Annotated in this window: 15 protein-coding genes and 5 tRNA genes; 8 read left to right on the forward strand and 12 right to left on the reverse strand. The window is 61.2% G+C overall.

What is annotated here, in order from left to right; all coding sequences use genetic code 11:
• The first annotated feature begins 57 nt into the window (after positions 1-57).
• Both KUW18_RS00340 and KUW18_RS00345 read left to right on the forward strand, forming a co-directional pair.
• Positions 58-774 carry a glutathione S-transferase family protein gene (locus KUW18_RS00340; RefSeq protein ID WP_222483794.1) on the forward strand — a complete coding sequence of 239 codons (717 nt, stop codon included), beginning with the start codon at positions 58-60 and terminating at the stop codon, positions 772-774.
• A 115-nt stretch (positions 775-889) separates the two neighbouring features.
• Positions 890-1,294 carry a PaaI family thioesterase gene (locus tag KUW18_RS00345; protein WP_206942712.1) on the forward strand — a complete coding sequence of 135 codons (405 nt, stop codon included), beginning with the start codon at positions 890-892 and terminating at the stop codon, positions 1,292-1,294.
• Between the two features lie 658 nt (positions 1,295-1,952).
• Here the strand turns inward: KUW18_RS00345 and KUW18_RS00350 are convergent.
• The 11 genes from KUW18_RS00350 to KUW18_RS00400 all read right to left on the reverse strand — a co-directional run bounded on the left by KUW18_RS00350 (position 1,953) and on the right by KUW18_RS00400 (position 8,810).
• On the reverse strand, positions 1,953-2,945 hold the full coding sequence (locus KUW18_RS00350; protein WP_222483793.1) for a hypothetical protein: 993 nt from the start codon (positions 2,943-2,945) through the stop codon (positions 1,953-1,955).
• A gap of 444 nt (positions 2,946-3,389) precedes the next feature.
• A tRNA-Ser gene (locus tag KUW18_RS00355) sits at positions 3,390-3,477 on the reverse strand.
• Between the two features lie 137 nt (positions 3,478-3,614).
• Positions 3,615-4,190, reverse strand: a complete 576-nt coding sequence (locus KUW18_RS00360) for a YiiD C-terminal domain-containing protein (RefSeq protein WP_409995502.1) — start codon at positions 4,188-4,190, stop codon at positions 3,615-3,617.
• 41 nt (positions 4,191-4,231) lie between these two features.
• Positions 4,232-4,792 carry a nitroreductase family protein gene (locus KUW18_RS00365; RefSeq protein ID WP_222162019.1) on the reverse strand — a complete coding sequence of 187 codons (561 nt, stop codon included), beginning with the start codon at positions 4,790-4,792 and terminating at the stop codon, positions 4,232-4,234.
• Between the two features lie 157 nt (positions 4,793-4,949).
• A complete protein-coding gene (queF, locus tag KUW18_RS00370; protein ID WP_222560544.1) occupies positions 4,950-5,804 on the reverse strand; it encodes an NADPH-dependent 7-cyano-7-deazaguanine reductase QueF in 855 nt (284 codons plus the stop codon).
• A 64-nt stretch (positions 5,805-5,868) separates the two neighbouring features.
• Positions 5,869-6,642: an ABC transporter permease gene (locus KUW18_RS00375; RefSeq protein ID WP_206942720.1), complete on the reverse strand. Its 774-nt coding sequence runs from the start codon at positions 6,640-6,642 to the stop codon at positions 5,869-5,871.
• Positions 6,639-7,583, reverse strand: a complete 945-nt coding sequence (locus KUW18_RS00380) for an ABC transporter ATP-binding protein (RefSeq protein ID WP_206942721.1) — start codon at positions 7,581-7,583, stop codon at positions 6,639-6,641. Before KUW18_RS00380 ends, KUW18_RS00375 begins: the two co-directional genes overlap by 4 nt.
• An 843-nt stretch (positions 7,584-8,426) precedes the next feature.
• Positions 8,427-8,501, reverse strand: a tRNA-Gly gene (locus KUW18_RS00385).
• Positions 8,502-8,556: 55 nt separating this feature from the next.
• A tRNA-Glu gene (locus KUW18_RS00390) sits at positions 8,557-8,632 on the reverse strand.
• A gap of 3 nt (positions 8,633-8,635) precedes the next feature.
• Positions 8,636-8,710: transfer RNA gene (locus KUW18_RS00395), tRNA-Gly, on the reverse strand.
• Between the two features lie 24 nt (positions 8,711-8,734).
• Positions 8,735-8,810: transfer RNA gene (locus tag KUW18_RS00400), tRNA-Glu, on the reverse strand.
• A gap of 320 nt (positions 8,811-9,130) precedes the next feature.
• Between KUW18_RS00400 and msrB the strand changes: the two genes are divergently transcribed.
• The 5 genes from msrB to ggt all read left to right on the forward strand — a co-directional run bounded on the left by msrB (position 9,131) and on the right by ggt (position 15,187).
• Positions 9,131-9,529, forward strand: coding sequence for a peptide-methionine (R)-S-oxide reductase MsrB (msrB, locus tag KUW18_RS00405; RefSeq protein WP_222483791.1), 399 nt, complete (start codon positions 9,131-9,133; stop codon positions 9,527-9,529).
• A 188-nt stretch (positions 9,530-9,717) separates the two neighbouring features.
• Positions 9,718-10,719 (forward strand): ribosome biogenesis GTPase YlqF, encoded by a 1,002-nt coding sequence (gene ylqF / locus KUW18_RS00410; RefSeq protein WP_222483790.1) that lies wholly within the window; start codon positions 9,718-9,720, stop codon positions 10,717-10,719.
• A 97-nt stretch (positions 10,720-10,816) separates the two neighbouring features.
• On the forward strand, positions 10,817-12,046 hold the full coding sequence (locus KUW18_RS00415; protein WP_206942724.1) for a pyridoxal phosphate-dependent aminotransferase: 1,230 nt from the start codon (positions 10,817-10,819) through the stop codon (positions 12,044-12,046).
• A gap of 186 nt (positions 12,047-12,232) precedes the next feature.
• Positions 12,233-13,132 (forward strand): protease HtpX, encoded by a 900-nt coding sequence (htpX, locus tag KUW18_RS00420; RefSeq protein ID WP_206942725.1) that lies wholly within the window; start codon positions 12,233-12,235, stop codon positions 13,130-13,132.
• 315 nt (positions 13,133-13,447) lie between these two features.
• The gene (gene ggt / locus KUW18_RS00425; protein ID WP_222483788.1) at positions 13,448-15,187 is read left to right on the forward strand and encodes a gamma-glutamyltransferase; all 1,740 of its coding nucleotides are present in this window, start codon (positions 13,448-13,450) and stop codon (positions 15,185-15,187) included.
• Positions 15,188-15,372: 185 nt separating this feature from the next.
• Here the strand turns inward: ggt and pdxB are convergent, their stop codons facing one another.
• On the reverse strand, positions 15,373-16,527 hold the full coding sequence (pdxB, locus tag KUW18_RS00430) for a 4-phosphoerythronate dehydrogenase PdxB (RefSeq protein ID WP_222483786.1): 1,155 nt from the start codon (positions 16,525-16,527) through the stop codon (positions 15,373-15,375).
• A 153-nt stretch (positions 16,528-16,680) separates the two neighbouring features.
• On the opposite strand from pdxB, the gene KUW18_RS00435 reads away from it, so the two are divergent.
• Entirely contained in the window at positions 16,681-16,962 is a 282-nt protein-coding gene (locus tag KUW18_RS00435) for a hypothetical protein (RefSeq protein ID WP_206942730.1), read from the forward strand.
• Position 16,963: the final 1 nt, after the last annotated feature.

Raw genomic sequence — 16,963 nt, forward strand, 5'->3', positions numbered from 1 at the left:
GGTAGCGGGCCCGGCGAGCAACGCCCTACATCGCGTTACCCCATGAGGACGTTCCCTATGTCACAGCCGGATATTCACCTGTACACCGCCGCCACCATGAACGGTTACAAGCCGGTCATCTTTCTCGAAGAGGCGGAGGTGCCCTACGAATTGACCTTCATCGACTTCGGCAAGAAGGAGCAAAAGGCGCCCGACTATCTCAAGCTCAACCCCAACGGGCGCATTCCCACCATTGTCGACCGAGGCAATGACGACTTCGCCGTGTTCGAGAGTGGCGCCATCCTGTGGTACCTGGCCGAGAAGTACGACCAGTTCCTGCCCAGAGAGGCCAAGGCCCGCAGCGAAACGCTGCAGTGGCTGATGTTCCAGATGGGGGGCATCGGTCCGATGATGGGCCAGGCCATGTACTTCCAGCGCATCGCCGCCCCCAACGGCCAGCAGGAACCCTTCTCCATCAAGCGTTACGTGGATGAGTCCCGTCGCCTGCTGGAGGTCCTGAACACCCGCCTGGAAGGCCGAGAGTGGCTGGCGGGGGATCAATACACCATCGCCGACATGGCGACCTATCCCTGGGCACGCGCCTACGTCTGGGCCAAGGTGTCGGTCGAGGGTCTCGACCACCTGAAGGCCTGGTTCGAGCGGCTCGATGCGCGCCCCAAGATTCAGAAGGCCTTGACCATCCCGAAGGCACAGCCCGCCTTCTGGGGTGACGCCGACGAAAGCGAGTTTCTCAAAGAAAATGCGGCACGCTTTTCCTCCGATGTGCGCACTTGAACTCGACCCGACGTGGCTCATCGCTGCAGGTGTTTAGCGACGCCATAGTGACAGCCCTTGGCCAGTGTGTATCGTAGGCGCTGTTCAGGATCATCTTCACAACGAGACCATCGCCATGACCACCGCTGACGATATCAACCGCATGCTGGCAACACACTGGCCAAGCTGTCCGTTTACCTGTCTCGAGCTTGCCGAGCGCCACGCGATTGCCACGGTCGAGGTGCGAGAAGAGGACCTGCGGCCCGGTGGCTATGTGTGTGGCCCAGCCCTGTTTGCCGCTGCAGACGCGGCACTGTGGTTTCTGGCTTCTGCTGGCCGTGAAACGCCACAGGCCATGGCGTTGACCTCTGACCTGGCGATTCGCTATCTGTCGCCGGCTGTCGGCCAGCGGATCATCGCCCGGGCCGACCTCAACAAGAGCGGAGGCAGAACCATGATCGGCAGCGTATCAGTGTGGATGGATGACAGCGAAAGCGAGCCCTGCGCCATCGCACAGGGCGCTTATATTCTTCCCGCCTGATCGTTGATGTCGGCTCCCGCCCGTCTATCACCTGGAAGCATCCAACCCTTCGGCCGGCCGGGCGCCGATGGCCTCAGGCCTGCTCGGCGTTGGTCTACCGCGGTGCAGCGTCGTGCTGCTTGCGGACATCCTTCAACGACTTCTCACCCGGTCTTCACACTGCACTAGAGCTTATCGATCCATCTCAGAGCTAGGAGGCGGTAAAATCGTATTGGCGCGCCATTTAGCGACAGTGACCTTGCCTTTCAAGATGTCAGTAACCACAGCTTTTTGAGTATCCCTGTTCGTCGTTCACAGTTCAGGGGTCGACGGGAGGTTCGTTGCTGATTTCACCCTCCCGATAGCTGCGCTATTGCCTGTGCAGCTTGGGAGGGGGGGCACTTCAGCGCGGTGTAGATGGCCTCATGTGAAATCTGCCGGCGTGAGTCGCTAGAGACGTACACTTCATGTGTGCTGGCTATCCGTCGCGGAGACCAGTACCTGCGCAGTAAGTAGATCAACACCTCGAAGAGCCCCGTCCGGGGGCAGCTAGGGACGCTGGCGAGGCCAATGTCGCGTCCGACGAGGCCGGTAGGCCGGCATCGTAGACCTTGATGGGTCACGTGCCGCACTGTGTCATTGAGACCGCCGAAGCGCGTATCTGACGCTGCGCGGTCATCTATTCTGTTGACGTCAATAAGACGACTCGGTTCACGCGCTTGTCCTGTCCGAATTCGATCAGAGCAAACCATTCCCGGTAAGCATCCTCAGAATGGGTATCGGGAATGTCGGGGCAGGCCGGGATAACGAAATTTTGCGATCTGGCGGTATATCCTGAGGGCACGCGTCCAAGAATGCGGATCACTTCCCCACGGGTCAGACCAACCCTGATCCCTGAGGGCGTCTGCCAATTCGGCGAGATGGTGGACATATTGACAACGACATCTTGGAAAAAATCGATATTCGCGCCAATCAGGGCTATCCGGTCAATTGGCTCATCACTGAACGAGGTTGCGTCGGTGGCTTTCGGTGTTCCGAACTTGCTGAGTGCGCCCACTGGCGCGCCCATCTTTATCCCATTGAGGCGAAGCTCCGATGGGGGAAGGCAATCAAATTCGTCGCTATATTGATGGTTTTTTAGCAGAAGCGGTATGGAGGCCGATGAAACAGCATCCGATATCCAGGTCTGGGAGTCCCAATCCCACGTCTGGCCGGCGGCCACTTTGACATCATGGAGCCCGCCGCCAAAGCCATAGCTTACTGTCTCAGGGATGCACTCAAGGCGGGCGATCCGCTCGCCCCCCTCGGTCACTTCAACCCACCCAAAGCGCCTTATCGGACGCTGCATCTCCTCCTCAGAAAACGGACGGTCAAAGCCGCCCACAACGTTGTAACCGTAATCTTGATTGAAGAAGGTGACTGACTCGCTGATCGCCTTGCCAAGCCCCGACCATGGCTCAAAATCAACGCGTTCAATGGATTCTGACAGAGTGAGATCCGCTGGCCCGCCAATCGGGCCGTAGCTGTAGGTGGCAGTCTGGTTATCAAAACACACGAAGACTTCGGTACCGAGGCCTTCCATCTGGCAGGAGGTGAAGGCTTCCTGCCCTTGTGGGCAGCCTGCCTCCGCTCCCCTCGCCAGCAGCCCCATCACGAGCCACAGGCCGCCCATTAGAACGCATCTCAGTCGCCCAAGCCTTTTGACATGCATGTCTCTATCCCGGCACTGATGAGCAGGTTTCACACCAAACACTATAGCGCTGCAGGAGCCATGCTTGAGAAAAATTCCTAACGCGCGGTCGAACAGGAACACATGTTCGATCTGATCAGAGCTTGGTGCTTGGTGCTTGGTGCGAAACGGGGAATCCCTTCGCTCTCGTGGGGCGCTGACGATACGCTCCAGGCAGCATCAGCTAAATAGCCGCCGTTCACTGCTCGTGTTCAGGATCTCTGGGGCGGGACGATGCAGGCTTAGCCCTTGGCTCAAGTCCCCGGGTCCACCTCGCGTGCCAGGTCAACAGATGACAGTTTCCAAGAGCAGGTAAACAAGATCAGGGTAAACACCACCCATATAGAAAAAGCCCGCTGATCTCTCAGCGGGCTTTTCATCAATTCGTGGCGGAGGGGGAGGGATTCGAACCCTCGAAGCCTTTCGACTTACACACTTTCCAGGCGTGCTCCTTCGACCACTCGGACACCCCTCCGCATTGTCATCTTGAAGAACACGTTGCCCGCGTTGCGCGGTGCTTATCCCTCAAGACGGCGCATACTTTATCGCCTTAAGTTCTCGATTGCAAGCCGTTTTTTGCTACTTTGCCCGTATGGGAGATCGGTTCGGTGCCTAGACGGCGATTGGCGGCTCGCTGGGCAGCACCGCGTAGTCACCACGCGCCTCAAGGCACAGCGTTTCACCACACCACAGCTCCTGGACCAGGGCGATTCGCCCCTTCCCTCGCTCGGCCAGGCGACGCTCCAGCGCATCTTCGGGCGATGTCTCCCCGGCGATAGCACTGTCGAGCATTGCTCGGTCGTCGCCCGGCTCTTCCGGCCGGCAGATCAAGTGATAGTCCCCGGTCACCGGCGCCACAAAGCGCTGGCTAGCCTGCGCTACCACCACATCCTGGTTGATCCCGCGACGCCTAAGCCACAGCGTCGTCCAGCACCAGCCCAGCAGGGTGGTCTGAGCGGTCAACGAACCGCCAAAACCGGTGCCCTTGTCATTGAGGTTGGGACGCAGATCCAGCTCCCACACGAGAGCGTTACCCTCTTTCCGCATGCGCTGGATGCCAAGCGATCCCATCAGGGGGATGGCCTCCCCCAGCCAGTCAAGAAAACCGTTCAGGTCTTCCGGCACACCTGTCGGCGGCAGCGCTGGACGGGGATGCGCGTGGCCAACCTGTCTTGTCATGTCATCCATGAACGTGCGTCCCGTGTCAGCTGACCCAAGCGCAACGGCGCTTAGTCCCATACCTCGACGTAATCCTCTACCCGGTGCTCGGCAATGGGCTTGTGACGACCACCCAGCTGGCCCAGGTAGATGAAGGCGACCAGCTCATCGTGCTCTCCCAGCCTGAGCCCCTTGCGCACAGTGTCGTCGAAGGCGTACTTGCCACTGCGCCACATGGCGCCAAGCCCCTGGGCATGAGCGGCCAGCAAGATACCGTGGGCGGCGCACCCTGCGGAAATCACCTGCTCGATCTTCGGTACCTTGGGCACGTCCGGGTCCACCTTGGCGACGACGCCGATGATCATCGGTGCGCGCTTGGGTTTCATCCGTGCGCTGTTGAGGCACTCGTCGGTCGCCTTGGGGTCTTCGCGAAACTCGGCCTCGGCGAACAGCTCGCCTAGTCGGTCGAGGCCTTCACCGGAGAACTCGATAAAGCGCCAAGGCCTGAGTTCCTTGTGATCCGGCGCGCGCAGCGCGGCTCGGTACATGGCATCGAGCTGCTCACGGGACGGAGCAGGCCCCGCCAGCTTGCCCATGGAGCTGCGTTCATGCAGCAAGGTCATGGCATCCATCGTGTCACTCCAGAGGGCGAATGCCCTGTCACAATTCAATGGTTGAGACGCTTTCGCATTACCCTACCAGACCACTCAGGTATTGTCCCTGCGGCACCATCTATCGCCGCGATCTATCCCCGCGATCTAGGGCGCCGCATCCACTGCGTGCGGCCGGTCACTGCCGCGCCAGGCGCAGCGGCGTGGGAGGCGTCTCGCCGGGGGTGCCGCGCCAGGGGCTGATATCCAGACCACCGCGTCGCACGTAGCGCGCCAACACCAGCAGGCGTTCTGGGCGGGCCCTCTCCATCAGGTCCACGAACATGTGCTCGACACAGTGTTCGTGAAAGTCCTGATGCTGGCGGTAACCGACGATGTAGCGCAGCAGACCATCTCTATCGAGCCTGGGCCCACGGTAGCGAATCATGACGCTGCCCCAATCGGGCTGTCCGGTGACCGGGCAGTTGGACTTGAGCAGGTGCGAGGTCAGCGTCTCCTCGACAATCTCATCGCTCACCGTCAGGTGATCGGGGCTGGGGCTATAACGAGCAATTTCGATATCCCGGTCGTCGATACACTCACCCGGCAGGCGGCGCGGTGACAGCTGCTCATCCTCGACGTCGAGAATCTCAACGCTCACCGCCGCTCCTGCCGCCTCGCCAAGGTCCCGCTCCAGGGTCGCGATGAGTTCACTGCGCGAACTCAAGCGCGTCTGGTTCAGGCTGTTGAGGTACAGCTTCCACGACTTGGACTCGATCAGACGTGGTGAGCTCGCTGGCAGTCGAAAGCGCGCCACGGCAACGCATGGCTTGCCCTTGGGCGTCAGCCAGGACAACTCGAAGGCGTGCCATTCGTCTTCTCCCACGAATGGCAGTGCATCCTCCGCGATGCCCAGGGGCGCACGGTTGGCCGCCCGCTCGATGGGGAAGAGAAGCCCCGGATCGTACTGGTCGGGGTAGGCCGACTCTCGTCCCAGCGGGGCGTCGGCCAAGGTCGCGGGGCGATGGTGAGGATGATCGGACGAGTGACTCATGCACGCTACCTGAACACAAAAGAACCAAGAAAAGGATCACGGCAAACGCCGCGATGACGCGGCGCTAGCTACGAATGCCCTTGCCATTTTCCAGCATCCACAAGGCAATGGCGAATAGACCAATGATAAAGCCAAAGATCGCGGTCAGGGCCCAGCCCACCGGGATATCCGACACCCCAAGAAAGCCGTAGCGGAAGACGTTGACCATATACAGGATCGGGTTGAGCATCGACGCCCCCTGCCAAAAGTCCGGCAGCAGGGAAATCGAGTAGAACACCCCGCCGAGGTAGGTCAGCGGCGTCAGCACAAAGGTCGGCACGATGGAGATGTCATCGAACTTCTTGCCCAGCAGCGCATTGATAAAACCGCCCGTGGCGAACAGTGCCGCGGTCAGAATGACCACGCCGATGGTCAATAGAGGATGCGCGACCTCGATCCGGGTAAAGAACAGCGACACCCCGGTGACGATGATGCCAACCCCGAGCCCACGAGCCATGCCGCCCAGAATGAAGCCCGCCAGCATCACCCAGTTGGGCATCGGCGACACCATCATTTCCTCGACACTACGCTGAAACTTGTTGGAGAAAAACGACGACGCCACGTTAGAATAGCTGTTGGTGATCACGGACATCATGATCAGCCCTGGCACGATGAAGTCCATGTAGCTGTAGCCGTCCATCTCGCCAATACGCGAGCCAATCAGGTTGCCGAAGATGATGAAGTACATCGTCATCGTGATCGACGGCGGCAACAGCGTCTGAGGCCAAATGCGGGTAAAGCGACGAATTTCCTTGATCACCAGGGTCCATAGGGCGATCGCTATCTGGCTCGGATTCATCCACGCATCTCCTTGTCTGCATTGCCGCTTTCCACCATGGAGACGAACATCTCCTCCAGCCGGTTGGCACGATTGCGCATCGACAGCACCTTGATGCCATCCCGTTTCAGCGCGTCGAACACGTCATTGAGGCACTGCCCACGATGGACCACGACCGACAGCTGGGCATCGTCGACCTTGCCCACCTCGAAGCCCTCGATGGCCGGTGCCTCGGACACCGGCTCTGCCAGGTCGAGCAGGAAGGTTTCGGTGTCCAGCTCCGCCAGCAGCTCTCTCACGCTGGTGTTACGCACGATTTCCCCGTGGTTGATGATGCCCACGTTGCGACAGAGGCTCTCGGCCTCTTCCAGGTAGTGGGTGGTGAGGATGATGGTGGTGCCCTCCTCCCGGTTGATGCGACGCATGTACTCCCACATGCTGCGGCGCAGCTCGATATCCACGCCGGCGGTCGGCTCATCGAGAATCAACAGCTTGGGTCGATGCATCAGCGCCCGCGCAATCATCAGCCGCCGCTTCATCCCGCCAGACAGCATGCGCGCACTACCGTTGCGCTTGTCCCACAGGCTCAAGTCCTTGAGCAGGCTCTCTGCCCGCGGCAGCGCTTCGCGCCGGGACATCCCGTAGTAGCCCGCCTGCGCCAGCACGATATCGATGACTCGCTCAAACTGGTTGAAGTTGAATTCCTGGGGCACCACCCCGAGGTGGTACTTGGCACGGGCAAAGTCCTTGTCGATATCGATGCCGAAGATCGATACCTGGCCCGCGGTCTTTTGCACCAGCGAACAGACCACGCCCAGTGTGGTGGACTTGCCGGCGCCGTTGGGTCCCAGCAGCGCGTAGAAATCGCCCTCCTGAACATCGAGGTCGATGCCCTTGAGAGCCTTGAAACCATTGCCGTAGACCTTGGTCAGGCCTCGAATGGACAGAGCCGGTTCGGCCATGAGGGATCCTTGGTGTGGGTGTCAGGGGAAATAGATAGAAGGCTCACCATATGGGGTCACTCAGCCACATCTTCAACCGAGCCACCCGCCTTGCCGCTGCCAGCAGCGTGTCACCTAGAGGGCGACACGATGCCCCGAGAGCGCCTGGACATACGTGTCGAACGCCGCCCAACCTACCACTGACGCCTCTTTGGTGAGAGACGAGGGACGAAAGGCGAGAGCCGACGTCCATCAAAGCATGACGGAGGTCAGTGGCCGCCCCCTTGAACGCAGCCTAAGCTAAACAGTCTCAACCACTACGAGGACAACGCCATGACGACCTGCAACAAGCACCCACATCATGAGCATCAGCACGGGCCTGGGTGTGGTCACACGGCGATAGAACATAACGGGCACATCGACTACCTGCACGACGGGCACCTGCACCACATGCACGGCGACCACGTGGATGAGCACACTATCGAGGTAACTGATCAAAACCCGGCAGACTGCACGCCGCACCACCAGTGTTCAGGCCATGCCGCAGATCATGTGCATGGCCCCGGATGCGGTCATGAACCGGTGCCTCATGGGGATCATATCGACTACCTCGTCGATGGCCACCTGCACCACCCTCATGGGGATCACTGTGACGATCATGGCCCCATCACTGTCGTGACATAGGTGACGTGAGGTCAAAGGGGGCTGGCGCGCACCATCAGACAAGCGTCGGCCCGCTAGCGGCTGACGGCCCACGACAAGAGATACGCACAGCGAGTCAGACCATCCAGAAAGCACAAAAAAAGGGCCCGGGGGCCCTTTTTGCGTCAGGCACTGCCGCCGAAGCAACAGGCCAATAATTTTTGGAGCGGGAAACGAGATTCGAACTCGCGACCCCAACCTTGGCAAGGTTGTGCTCTACCACTGAGCTATTCCCGCTCTATCGATGCAGAGACCGCGACAGCTGTCGACGTCCCTCTGCTGCGTTGCGAAGTGGCGTCCCATAGGGGGTTCGAACCCCTGTTCCCGCCGTGAAAGGGCGGTGTCCTAGACCACTAGACGAATGGGACGCATGGAGCGGGAAACGAGATTCGAACTCGCGACCCCAACCTTGGCAAGGTTGTGCTCTACCACTGAGCTATTCCCGCATTCCGGCCTTTCAAGAGTCGAAGTGGCGTCCCATAGGGGGTTCGAACCCCTGTTCCCGCCGTGAAAGGGCGGTGTCCTGGACCACTAGACGAATGGGACGCATCGGCCTCGTCTCTCTCGAGGTGGCGCGTATGTTACTGAGCACCCTGAAAAGTGTCAACCCCGAGTCACGATTTTCCTGTTCGATTCAACGCCCTTCTCTATATATCCACCCTATTACCCGTCCTGCTTGCCCCATACACAGGCACACGTACATAGACACACGGGCCTCGTATGAGGCCGACACCCAGCGCAGTATTCACAGGTAAGCCCCACGTACACCATGGAACGGTCAGCGTGAAACCGTCGGGTTGGTCAAACGGCCATAAACGTCTTAGCTTGAAGTGAGCGCCTGCGTCGAACCTCACGGGAGAACATCCATGCGCAAGAAGATCGAGAAAACCGATGCCGAATGGCGGACACAGCTTTCCCCGGAGCAATATCACGTCACTCGCGAAAAAGGCACGGAGCGCCCCTTCAGCGGCGACTACCACGTCACCGATACCCACGGCATCTATCACTGCGCCTGCTGCAACGCGCCCCTGTTCGAGAATGAGCACAAGTTTGATGCCGGCTGTGGCTGGCCAAGCTTCGACCGGCCGCTGTCCGAGAGCTGCATCCAGCTCGATGACGACCATCGACACGGCATGCACCGTACCGAAGTCAGCTGCCAGCGCTGCGACGCCCACCTCGGCCACGTCTTTGCCGACGGCCCTACACACACCGGCCAGCGCTACTGCATCAACTCACTGGCACTGAGCTTTCACGAAGGTGAATAGCGCCTGGCGCACCTAGCACGCCCTTTACGCCCCTTGGCGACCACGGCCACCCCGGCGGCTCGTGGTCGCCCACTCACTGCATCGACTCGCGCTTCAGCAGCCTGCCCGCATCTCTGCTGACGACATTTGACTCGGGTTTCCCTAAGATGGAGCGTCATTTGCGCTTATAGAGTAGGCAGGAGAAAGAGATGCTGGGCTGGTTTCCGGGACACATGAACAAGGCGCGCCGTCAGATACTGGAGGCGCTGCCGGAAATCGACGTGGTGATCGAGGTGCTCGACGCCCGCCTGCCCTACTCCAGCGCGAACCCGATGCTGGCCAGTCTGACCCGCCACAAGCCGGTGCTGAAGATTCTGTCTCGCGCCGATCTCGCTGACCCGGAGGGCACCCGCGCCTGGACCGCCTTCTTCGACGCACAGCCAGACACCCGCGCGCTGGCGGTGACCACGACCAACACCCGCGAGCTGAAGCGCATCCCCAAGCTATGTCACGAACTGGCCGGTCAGGTTCGCGCAGACCGGGATGTGCGGGTCATGGTCATGGGCATCCCCAACGTCGGCAAGTCGACGCTGATCAACGGACTGGCTGGCCGCACCATTGCCAAGACCGGTAACGAGCCCGCCGTCACCAAGCGTCAGCAAAAGGTGCGCATTCAGGGTCGCGTTGCCCTGACCGACACTCCCGGCGTGCTGTGGCCCAAGATCGAGGACCAGGCCAGTGCCTACCGCCTGGCCGCCAGCGGCGCCATCCGAGACACCGCTATCGACTATGTCGATGTGGCCTTGATTACCGCTGCCGAACTGGCGAAGCGCTATCCAGAAGCCCTCAGGTCACGCTATAAATTGACGTCACTGCCTGCCTACGACGCGCATCCTGACGCGGACAAGGTCGACGCAGATGGTGACGAGCGTCCTGACCTCATGGCCCAGGCTGGCTTCGACGGCCACGCCATCCTGGCGGATATCGCCGCCAAGCGTGGGGGGCTGCGTGCCGGCGGGGAAATTGACCTGCATCGTGGCGCCGAAGTGCTGCTGCATGAGCTGCGTGATGGCAAGCTCGGCCGACTGACGCTGGAAACCCCGGATGACATCCCGGTGGATGCCCCTGCCGACGACGACATCAGCGCCGAGGCCTCCCCGGCTGCAGCAGACGACAGCTCGGCATCGGGTGGTGCGACCTCGGAAGACTGACTACCCGGCAGACAACCATCACGACCTGCCACACACGGCTACACGACCGGCCCGCCCTCAGCGGGCACGTTACAACGGATTCTGCGAGACCCGCGCCATGGACACGCCTACCCTTTCAAAGTCACACAAGCTGGATAACGTCTGCTACGACATTCGCGGCCCGGTGCTGGAGCACGCCAGGCGCCTCGAGGACGAAGGCCAGCGCATTCTGAAGCTGAATATCGGCAATCCAGCCCCGTTCGGCTTTGAAGCGCCGGAAGAGATTCTTCAGGACGTGATGCGCAACCTGCCCACGGCCCAGGGCTATTGCGACTCCAAGGGACTGTACTCGGCACGCAAGGCCATCATGCAGGAATGCCAGCGCAAGGAGATCCCCGGCGTTGGCATCGAGGATATCTACATCGGCAACGGCGTGTCAGAGCTGATCGTCATGGCCATGCAGGCCTTGCTGAACGACGGTGACGAAGTGCTGATTCCGGCGCCGGATTACCCCTTGTGGACCGCCGCCGTCAATCTGTCCGGTGGCCGTGGCGTCCACTACCTGTGTGACGAGCAGGCGGACTGGGCGCCCGCCATGGATGATATCCGGGCCAAGGTCACCAGCCACACCCGTGCCATTGTCATCATCAATCCCAACAACCCGACCGGCGCCGTCTATCCCCCCGAGGTACTGCGCGAGCTGCTCGACATCGCCCGCGAACACAACCTGGTGGTGTTCTCCGACGAGATCTACGACAAGATTCTCTACGATGACACCGTGCACGTGGCCACCGGGGCGCTGGCCAGTGAAGATCAGCTGGTCGTGACCATGAATGGACTGTCCAAGAGCTATCGCTGCGCCGGCTTTCGCAGCGGCTGGATGACGCTATCCGGCACGCTCGCCCGGCAGCGAGCCAATGACTTCATTCAGGGGCTGACCATGCTGGCATCGATGCGCCTGTGCGCGAATGTGCCTGCGCAACATGCCATTCAGACAGCACTTGGCGGCTATCAGTCGATCAATGATCTGGTCCTGCCCGGTGGGCGACTGCTGGCACAGCGGGACATTACCGTAGAAAAGCTGAATGCCATCCCGGGGGTCAGCTGCACCACGCCGAAGGGCGCCTTGTATGCCTTCCCGCGCCTGGACCCCAAGGTCTACAACATTCAGGATGACCAGCAGCTGGTACTCGACCTGCTGCTGCAGGAAAAGATCCTGCTGGTACAGGGCACCGCCTTCAATTGGCCGGATCCGGACCATGTCCGCATCGTTACCCTGCCCTGGGCGGACCAGTTGGGTGATGCGCTGGATCGCTTTGCCCGTTTTCTGTCGCGCTATCGCCAGTAAATCGGCAGACACAGGCACGCACCGGCAGGCGCAAACCGACAGGCACTTGCGCTTCGCTCGACAAGCGATGGAGCGATCAACGCCCGGGCGCTTGAAACTTGGCGCCCCAGGGCTTATCTAAGCATCTGATTCCCCCGTCGAGCCACTGGGCTCTTCAGGTTTCCTTCCTTACGGAGAATGTCGGCAATGATGAGAATCCTGCTCTTTCTGGGCACCAACCTGGCGGTCATCCTGGTCGCCAGTATCACCCTGCGATTGCTGGGCGTGGAGCCGTACCTCAACGCCCAGGGCATCAATTTCAACAGCCTGCTCATCTTCTGCTTTGTGTTCGGCATGGCAGGGTCCATGGTATCGCTGTTCATCTCCAAGTGGATGGCCAAGCGTTCCACCGGCACCGTGATCATCGAGAACCCGTCCAACGCCACCGAAAAGTGGCTGCTCGACACCGTGGCCGAACTCGCCCGCGAGGCCAACATCAAGACGCCTGAGGTCGGTATCTTCCCGGCCCAGCAGTCCAACGCCTTTGCCACCGGCTGGAACAAGAACGACGCTCTGGTCGCCGTGTCTGCGGGACTTCTGAACCGCATGCAGCCGGAAGAAGTGAAGGCCGTGCTGGCCCACGAGATCGGTCACGTGGCCAACGGTGACATGGTCACCCTGGCGCTGATTCAGGGCGTGCTGAACACCTTCGTGATGTTCTTCGCTCGGGTGGTGGCACAGCTGGTCGACAGCTTCCTGCGCCGCGATGACAACGAAGGCCTCGGCTTCTTCGGCTACTTCGCCGTGGTCATGGTCGCCGAGATCGTGTTCGGCATTCTCGCCTCGATGATTGCCGCCTGGTTCTCCCGCTTCCGTGAGTACCGTGCCGACGCTGCAGGAGCCAAGCTCGCGGGCTCCGGCGCCATGATCAATGCCCTGGCACGCCTCAAGGCCGAGACCCAGATGCCCGATCAGATGCCGGATACCCTGACCGCCTTCGCCATTACCACCGGCCAGACTCGCAAGCTGATGGAGAAACTGTTCGCCAGCCACCCGCCGCTGGACGATCGTATTCGCGCCCTCAAGGAAGCCGCTTACCGTCAGTGACGAAAGCGCCGTCCTGCCAACACCCCCGCCGGTCCCGCCGGCGGGGGTGTTTCTTTTTCAGCATCATTTTTTGCTGTGGTCTACCGCGCCTCTTGTCGTGCTTGCCACGCCCCGGCTCCTCGCCACTGCGCTTGTACCGGTCGCCCTCAGCTCCCTTCGACACCCGCACACCTCTCTTGTTGGCGCCCAACCCTATTTGCGCTGTGGTCCATGGGCGTCAATAGTAAAACTGCGTGTCATGCCTGATGGCCGCAGCACTATTCGACAGTGCCACCATTCCATCACACAACGATCCGACAACCTGAGGGGTACGCCATGTCGATCTCCCGCCGTTTACGCACCACCATCACTGGTTCAGCCATCGGCCTATCACTGAGCCTGAGCGCGAGCCCAGCGCTCAGTGACAGCCAGGCCATTCTCGAAGGCGAACGGTTCCATCCGGAAGTGAGCACCAGGGGAATGGTTGCGACCAGCCATTTCCTGGCTTCGGAGGTGGCCCGCGACGTGCTGGCCAACGGTGGCAACGCGGTGGATGCCGCCGTCACGGCAGGCTTTGCCCTGGCTGTCACCCAGCCACGTTCAGGCAATATCGGCGGCGGCGGCTTCATGCTGATCTCCGATGAGACAAGCGGCGATGTGATTGCCATCGACTATCGCGAGAAGGCCCCCAAGGCGGCCTACGAGACGATGTTTCAGGATGACAGCGGCGACGCCGTAGCCGAGCTGTCCCGCTATACCCACAACGCCGCCGGCGTGCCCGGAACGGTTGCCGGACTCGCCCTGGCGCTGGAGCAATACGGCACCATGACGCTGGCCGAGACGCTGGCGCCCGCCATCAAGCTCGCCGAGGACGGTTTCGCTGTGCCACAACGGTTCGTCGATGGCATCGAGAGCGCCAGTGAACGTTTCGAGCCCTGGGAAGCCAGTCGCGCCAAGTTCTTCAAGGAAGATGGTTCCCGTTACGAGGTAGGCGACATCTACCGCCAGCCAGACCTGGCAGCCACCCTGAAGCGAATTGCCGAACAGGGACCCAGGGAATTCTACGAGGGCGAGACCGCCCAGTTGATTGCGGCCGAAATGGAACGCCACGATGGCATGATGACCCTGGAAGACCTGGCCGGTTACCAGGCCACGGTGCGAGAGCCGGTGCACGGCAATTACCGGGGCTATGATGTCTACGCCATGAGCCCACCCTCCTCCGGCGGCGCCCATATCGTGCAGATACTCAACATGCTCGAGGGCGACGACATCGGAGCGCTGGGTTTCAACTCCGCGAGCACCATCCACCTGATGTCCGAAGCCATGAAGCGCGCCTATGCCGATCGCTCGCAGTACCTGGGAGATACCGACTTCGTCGACGTCCCCCTGGCCGGCCTGACGTCAGAAGACTATGCCGCTGAACTGCGCAGCGAGATCGCCGACGACCAGGCTACGCCGAGTGCCGATATCGCCCCCGGCAACCCGCTGCCCTACGAGTCCAACGAGACCACTCACTTCTCGATCGCCGACGGCAACGGCCTCGCGGTCTCCAATACCTACACCATCAACTTCAGCTATGGCTCGGGTATCGTGGTGGATGGCGCAGGCTTCCTGCTCAACAACGAGATGGACGATTTCTCCGCCAAACCGGGGGTACCCAATGCCTACGGGTTGATCGGCGGCGAAGCGAACAAGATCGAGCCTGAAAAGCGCATGCTGTCATCGATGACGCCCACCATCGTCAAGAAGGATGGCGAGAACTTCCTGATCACCGGCAGTCCAGGCGGATCGCGGATCATCACCACCACGCTGCAGGTGCTGATGAATGTCATCGATCATGGCATGAACATCCAGGCTGCGGTGAGCATGCCGCGCATCCACCATCAGTGGCTGCCTGACGAGATCCGCATCGAGCAGGGAATCAGCCCGGACACCATCCGGCTGCTCGAGAACATGGGCCACAGCGTCAGCCTGCAGGAAGCCATGGGCGCCGCTCAGTCCATCATGATCGAGGACGGCACCTTCTACGGCGGCGCCGACCCACGACGCTCCACCTCCTCTGCCATGGGGCTATAAAGGACGAAGACAGGCCGAAACATGCCAAGACAGCCCCCGATGACACTTCCACCACGCACCGGATGCGTCCCGCCGCCCTTCAAGGCGGGACGTGCCCAAAAAGGCGTGCCCAAGGCTCCCGGCCACGGGTGCTCAAAGGCCATGGCCTCCCGGCTTGCCTTGCCTCCTCAGCCTCAGCCTCAGCCTCACACTATGCGAAAGCCCGCGCCTGCCAGCACCTTGGCCAATCTCTGTGCTTCGCCCGTCAACTCGACGCTCAGGGTCGAGAACTCGCGGCGCAGCGGATAGCTGGCGCGGCACTGGTCGAACCCCTGAGCCGGCGAGCTGGTGGCGAGGGCCTGGGCCAGCCGGTCATGATCGCGTCTGGGCTCATATACCGCGCGCATGCAGGCGCGCAGCACCTCCTCGACCGGCAGCGCTCGCTGCCAGCTCATGCGCGCCAACGCGGGAGGAGGCAACAGCTCCTGGAGCGTGACGGCCTCATCCACACCAAGGTGTTTGACCAAGGCCTGATAGATCTGGTGAGTGCCACGCAGCTTGCCCTCCAGGCTGTGCCCTGCAATATGAGGAGTGCCCAGCATTACCTGGCGGGCCAGCGTCAGATCGATGGCCGGCTCCCGCTCCCATACATCCAGCAGGGCCGTCATATCGTTGTCGCGCTCGAGCCTCGCGCTCAGCGCCTGCCCATCGACGCAGTCACCGCGCCCGGCGTTGAGCAGCAGGCTGCCTGGTTTCAAGGCCTCGATGCGCCCTGCGTCCAGCAGGTGTCGGGTGGCGTGGGGCCCCTCCTTGACCAGCGGGGTATGCAGGCAAAGCACATCACAGCGCTCGATCAGCGTATCCAGGTCGACAAACCCTTGCTGACCTTCTCGGTCTGCCCGGGGAGGATCGCACAGCTCGTGGGCCACTCCCATGGCGGCCAGACGCGCCGCCAGACGCCCCCCCACATTACCGACACCCAGGATGCCCACCCGTTTATCGAGCAGCGACTCGCCCCGCCGCTCGCAGGCCAGGGCCAGAGCGGACAGCACATAATCCACCACTGGCTCGGCATTGCAGCCAGGCGCGCTGGCAAAGGCTATTCCACTCGACGCCAGCGCCTCGAGACTGACGTGATCGGTGCCGATGGTGCAGCTGCCAACGAAGGACAAGGGCGATCCCAGCGACCGCGCCTGGTTGATCAGCGCCTCATCCACTTGGGTAATGGAACGAATCACCAGCGCGCTGGCATCAGCCAGGTGATGGGCATTGATCTCGCGTCCCGGTACGCGCACCACCTCTCCCAGCAGGCCAAAACAAGCATCGGCAGCGGGCACGTTGGCGTCGACGACAATCTTCATGAACGGTTCCTGGCGGCAGGGCAATCGACAGCCCGACCCAAGATCGGGCTATTTGTGGATGAGCCTCAAGGGCTTACAATGGCCATCTTAACCGAAAAAAGACGGTGCTTGAGGCCATCAGGTGCCGACCACTGCTGATAGACGGGAGTCGCCGTGATCGTCCGCTGGGAAACCGACCATGACTATGTCCTTGTGCATGTGCATCAGGACATGTTCGGCGACTGGATCTTCAGCCGTGCCTGGGGGCAGATCGGCACCCAGTTCGGCGGGCTCAAGCATCAGTTGGCCGATGACTATGCCCAGGCCATGATGTGGCTGGAAGACGAAAAGACCATCCTGACCTCGCGCGGTTTCAGCAAGGTCCTGGAAGCCGATGACCACAGCCCTGAAGGGCGTGAGGCCGTCGGTCAACTGTCGCTGCTGGACGCCAACTGAC

It is taken from the genome of Halomonas sp. DP5Y7-2, from assembly GCF_019802025.1.
In the GTDB taxonomy this organism is placed as follows: Bacteria; Pseudomonadota; Gammaproteobacteria; order Pseudomonadales; family Halomonadaceae; genus Halomonas; species Halomonas litopenaei_A.

What these genes read in the sequence shown, in the direction of transcription:
- KUW18_RS00340 (WP_222483794.1), top strand. Translation starts at nt 58, where the DNA reads ATGTCACAGCCGGATATTCACCTGTACACCGCCGCCACCATGAACGGT.
- KUW18_RS00345 (WP_206942712.1), top strand. Translation starts at nt 890, where the DNA reads ATGACCACCGCTGACGATATCAACCGCATGCTGGCAACACACTGGCCA.
- KUW18_RS00350 (WP_222483793.1), bottom strand. Translation starts at nt 2,945, where the DNA reads ATGGGCGGCCTGTGGCTCGTGATGGGGCTGCTGGCGAGGGGAGCGGAG.
- KUW18_RS00360 (WP_409995502.1), bottom strand. Translation starts at nt 4,190, where the DNA reads ATGGATGACATGACAAGACAGGTTGGCCACGCGCATCCCCGTCCAGCG.
- KUW18_RS00365 (WP_222162019.1), bottom strand. Translation starts at nt 4,792, where the DNA reads ATGGATGCCATGACCTTGCTGCATGAACGCAGCTCCATGGGCAAGCTG.
- queF (WP_222560544.1), bottom strand. Translation starts at nt 5,804, where the DNA reads ATGAGTCACTCGTCCGATCATCCTCACCATCGCCCCGCGACCTTGGCC.
- KUW18_RS00375 (WP_206942720.1), bottom strand. Translation starts at nt 6,642, where the DNA reads ATGAATCCGAGCCAGATAGCGATCGCCCTATGGACCCTGGTGATCAAG.
- KUW18_RS00380 (WP_206942721.1), bottom strand. Translation starts at nt 7,583, where the DNA reads ATGGCCGAACCGGCTCTGTCCATTCGAGGCCTGACCAAGGTCTACGGC.
- msrB (WP_222483791.1), top strand. Translation starts at nt 9,131, where the DNA reads ATGCGCAAGAAGATCGAGAAAACCGATGCCGAATGGCGGACACAGCTT.
- ylqF (WP_222483790.1), top strand. Translation starts at nt 9,718, where the DNA reads ATGCTGGGCTGGTTTCCGGGACACATGAACAAGGCGCGCCGTCAGATA.
- KUW18_RS00415 (WP_206942724.1), top strand. Translation starts at nt 10,817, where the DNA reads ATGGACACGCCTACCCTTTCAAAGTCACACAAGCTGGATAACGTCTGC.
- htpX (WP_206942725.1), top strand. Translation starts at nt 12,233, where the DNA reads ATGATGAGAATCCTGCTCTTTCTGGGCACCAACCTGGCGGTCATCCTG.
- ggt (WP_222483788.1), top strand. Translation starts at nt 13,448, where the DNA reads ATGTCGATCTCCCGCCGTTTACGCACCACCATCACTGGTTCAGCCATC.
- pdxB (WP_222483786.1), bottom strand. Translation starts at nt 16,527, where the DNA reads ATGAAGATTGTCGTCGACGCCAACGTGCCCGCTGCCGATGCTTGTTTT.